This is a genomic window from Salinicoccus sp. CNSTN-B1, from assembly GCF_054792835.1.
The window spans coordinates 1-3,875 of sequence record NZ_JBTWMN010000005.1; the positions used below are offsets into that span (position 1 = coordinate 1).

5 protein-coding genes are annotated in these 3,875 nt (G+C 33.0%); 4 read left to right on the plus strand and 1 reads right to left on the minus strand.

The features are described 5' to 3' along the window. Nucleotides 1–781 precede the first annotated feature (781 nt). The 4 genes from ACYF68_RS13385 (at nt 782) to mobV (ending at nt 2,987) form a co-directional block, all read left to right on the plus strand. On the plus strand, nt 782–919 hold the full coding sequence (locus ACYF68_RS13385; RefSeq protein WP_461047676.1) for a ribbon-helix-helix protein, CopG family: 138 nt from the start codon (nt 782–784) through the stop codon (nt 917–919). 54 nt (nt 920–973) lie between these two features. Then, nucleotides 974–1,639: a Rep family protein gene (locus tag ACYF68_RS13390; protein WP_461047678.1), complete on the plus strand. Its 666-nt coding sequence runs from the start codon at nt 974–976 to the stop codon at nt 1,637–1,639. Beyond that, the gene (locus ACYF68_RS13395; protein WP_461047681.1) at nt 1,639–1,803 is read left to right on the plus strand and encodes a hypothetical protein; all 165 of its coding nucleotides are present in this window, start codon (nt 1,639–1,641) and stop codon (nt 1,801–1,803) included. The genes ACYF68_RS13390 and ACYF68_RS13395 overlap by 1 nt, the downstream gene beginning before the upstream one ends. Before the next feature lie 164 nt (nt 1,804–1,967). Beyond that, nucleotides 1,968–2,987, plus strand: a complete 1,020-nt coding sequence (mobV, locus tag ACYF68_RS13400) for a MobV family relaxase (RefSeq protein WP_461047682.1) — start codon at nt 1,968–1,970, stop codon at nt 2,985–2,987. A gap of 516 nt (nt 2,988–3,503) precedes the next feature. Here mobV and ACYF68_RS13405 read toward each other — a convergent pair. Then, the coding region (locus ACYF68_RS13405; protein WP_461047684.1) for a hypothetical protein at nt 3,504–3,875 on the minus strand (372 nt) is incomplete at its 5' end.

Below are 3,875 nucleotides of genomic sequence, written 5' to 3' on the forward strand. Positions count from 1 at the left end.
ATAAAATTGTAATTCTTTTGCTAAAGCATTTTTTGTCTCTTGATCTACATTCGAATCAGTGTTTGTTTCAGATGCTTGTGTTAAGGGACTCAAAATAGAACTTACTAATAGAAATGCTATTAAAGGTAATAGTAATTTAGTTTTCATTTGTAGACTCCTTTAAAAAATGTTTGATAAATAAGTATGGAGCTATTATAAACATTCCAATTTGTATAAAAGTACTTGGAATTGATTTCAATTTTTCTGCCATTTTATTTTCTTTGAATGCTATAAAAGGGAATAAAATTACGCAAAAAGTAAAATAAATTGTTAGTACTAAGTATGGAAATTCAAGTATATTTCCAGCTGTAAAATTGTTTACGACATAGATATAAAATCCGAAAATAGCTATACCAACTATAATTGCTAAGAACCTGAAAAAGATATTACTAAAATTCATTAAATTAATACTCCTTTCGTTATATATTAAAACGAACGGAACTCATACTACATAAGTATTTAATGGAAAACAATGATAGTTAAAGTTTGAGTGTGAGAAGTCTATTTGGGGTTATTAGGCGACTTCTAGGGGGGCTACTACGACCCCCCATATAGTGCCGAGTGCCAAATTTCAAAAAAAAGTGGGTTAAGTCTTACTATACCAAGGAGTTTAGAGTTTTTTTTTAGACCGCCGTTTGACCGCCGTTTTGACCGCCGTTTTATATTTTTTGTGTTTTTTGATATTAAAAAGTGTTATTTTGTGTTATTGTGTGTATATAAATTTAAGAGAGGAGTACTCTAATTGTCTAAAAGATATCAAGTGACTTTGAAAGATGATACTGCTCAAAAATTAGAGGAATTAGCAAAGGAATTAGAGCTTTCAAAAAGTGCAGTTATAACTCTAGCATTGCAGATGTACCATGAAGAAAAAAAGGCATAAAAAAAGTCGTCACGGCAATGACGACAAACATTTACTAAGCGAGGTAATTATAACATGAAAAAGACACAGACAAAAGCAAGGTATTTTACATTTATTATCTATCCTGAAAGCATTCCTGAAGATTGGGAAGACAGATTAACAAGTTTAGGTTTAGCTATGGCAGTCAGTCCTCTGCATGATAAAGATAAAAGCGAAGTAGAGGGACAAGAGTTTAAAAAAGCACATTATCATGTTTTGTATGTAGCTAGAAATCCTGTAACTACAGAAAGTGTTCGGAAAAAAATAAAGAGAACACTGGGTGATAAATCATTATCGCATATAGAAATAGTTGATAACGTGGAACATGTTTACTTGTATTTAACGCATGAGTCAAAAGACGCTATCAAGAAAAATAAATATAAATATGCTAAAAAAGATATTAAGTTCATAAATGATTTTGATATTGATAGATATGTATTTTTAGATGAAAACGAGAAGAGAGAATTAAAGAATAAATTACTGAATATAGTTCAAGAAAAGCATTTAGTTAATGTGATAGATTTAATGGGTTATTTGCAAAAGTATGGATCAGAACATGGAATTACAAATATGAGTGATGTATATGATGTTGTAACTTCAAGTCCTGGAGGTTTTAGACTTTGGTTTGAAGGAAATTATCAATGTGGATATAGAGCGAGATATTCACAAAAGATTGACCCTGAAACAGGAGAGATAAAATAATGGAATATGATAATACAATTTATTTTGAGAATGGAATTGAACATACATTAACTGAAAAAGAATTGATTATAATTAAACGATTATTACATTCTGCAAAAGTAGATGAAGAATATCAAGACGCGTTGGAAAACTTGCAAAATCTATTTCTAGAACATCTAGATTGAGCAAGTGAATTTGAACTTTAGGGCTATCACAAGATAGTCCTTTTTCGCATAAGCGAAAACTGGTTTTAGCTGTCTGCAAGACCACACGAACTAATGACTTATGATAATAAGTCTAGTGTGTTATACTTTATGTGATTTTAAAGTACCAAAATCGGAGGTGCTCCATGTCTTACTCAATTTTAAGGGTAGCGAAAGTGAAGGGATTTAATAATACCAGAGGGATTCAGAAACATTGTCAGAGAGAGAATAAAAATTATAGAAATAAGGATATTAATCCGTATGATACACATTTAAATTATGATTTGATCAATGGCAGTAATATAGATTTCAAACAGAAAATTGATTCAACGATTGATGCAAATTATACAGGTGGTAGAAAAATTCGTTCAGATGCAATTCGGCACGTCGATGGATTGATTACCAGTGACGAAGAATTTTTTAAGAATCTGGATGAAGATGAAACAGAGCAGTTTTTTAAAGAGAGTCTGGCATTTCTGGAAGATGAGTATGGAAAAGAAAATATGCTATATGCGACGGTTCATTTGGATGAGAAAGTGCCCCACATGCATTTTGGTTTTGTGCCTTTGACAGGAGACGGAAGATTGTCTGCGAAAGAGAAGCTGGGCAACAAGAAAGCGATGATGAATCTTCAAGACCGTTTTAATGGATATGTGAATGCTAAAGGTTATGAATTGGAACGGGGAACATCAAAAGAGCTGACGGAAAAACAACATCGGCAGATGGATCGATATAAGACGGATACGCTGTATCATAAAAGTGAATATGAACTTGCCAAAGATGAACATGAGCAGATTGAAGAAAAGTTGAAGCATCTAAAAGAACAGCTGTCGAATGATGTAAAGCGATTAAATAAGAGCGAAGGATTTAATTTTGAAGATGAAAAACACATTGAAAAAAGCTTTTTTGGAAAAGTTGTAGATGAGCAGGCAACAGGGAGAAAGATTATTAGTGCGGAGGATTATTCAAGAATACAAGACCGTCTACTTTCTGCGACTCGAATTTTGAACGATTATGAAACGCTGACGAATCAAGACATATACAAGGAAAATGAAAATTTGAAAAAAGAAAGGGACGCTCAAAATAAGAGAGCGCAAGAGTGGATGAATGAATCATTCAAGCATGAAACGAGAGTATATGATCTGAAGAAGAAAACGAGAAATTAAAAAAGAAAAATAAAGAGTTGAATGTGTTCAGCAAGAAGATGATGCAAAATACAACGGGGGTTTATAAAGCGCTTAGGAGACAATATAAAGGCTTTGAAGAGGGATATAACAAATTCGCTACTGTTTTGGCTCAGAAAGAGCGTACAGAGCCTCTGAGCCGGTTTATGAAGGAAATACAGGGTTCAGTGCATGAGCAAGACCGTAAGAAGTCCAGGAGTAATGATTTAGAGCGGTAGAGGACATTTATGCCGAGAAAACTTTTTGTTTGGAAAATGGAATGTGTTAGCTGCCTGTAGCAGCGAGTTGGGCAGGGGTTTGTTGGGAGGATTCCCAACGAAACACCAACTCAACAACGCATGGAATGTAAGGTTCCAAACGAAAAGGAAATTGGAATAAAATATAATGTGAAAATGGACATTAAAATAAATATTAATGTGTTAGATAAAAAAGGTCCCTACAAAAAGGGACCTTTTTTATCTTGTTGGTTTATATCAAAAGGGATTAAAATAAATAATTTTAGAACTCTCCTCTGCACGAAAAAGCAGATAAAGCTAATTGTGCTCCGGTTGCTACTACGTTTGCTTTAGATATTGTTTTTCCTAATACATCTACAATAATAAGTTCAGCTGTTGCTTCCCACCATTGATTTTGTATGTAGCTAATAAGTGTGTTTGCTAAGTCTCCATTAAGTAAAGCTATTTGGACACCGAAAGTGTCAGCTAAAATACAACCAGCAAAGCTTGCTGCTGAAAATGTTGAAATTGATTTTGTTGTTTCATCTAGTAATTTTTGAGCTGTTTCATCTCCTGAATTAGCTCTTTCTTCTAATTTTTTTAAATCTGTTATTATATATTCTCCATTTTCAGTGAAATGTCCTATTTCTTCAAA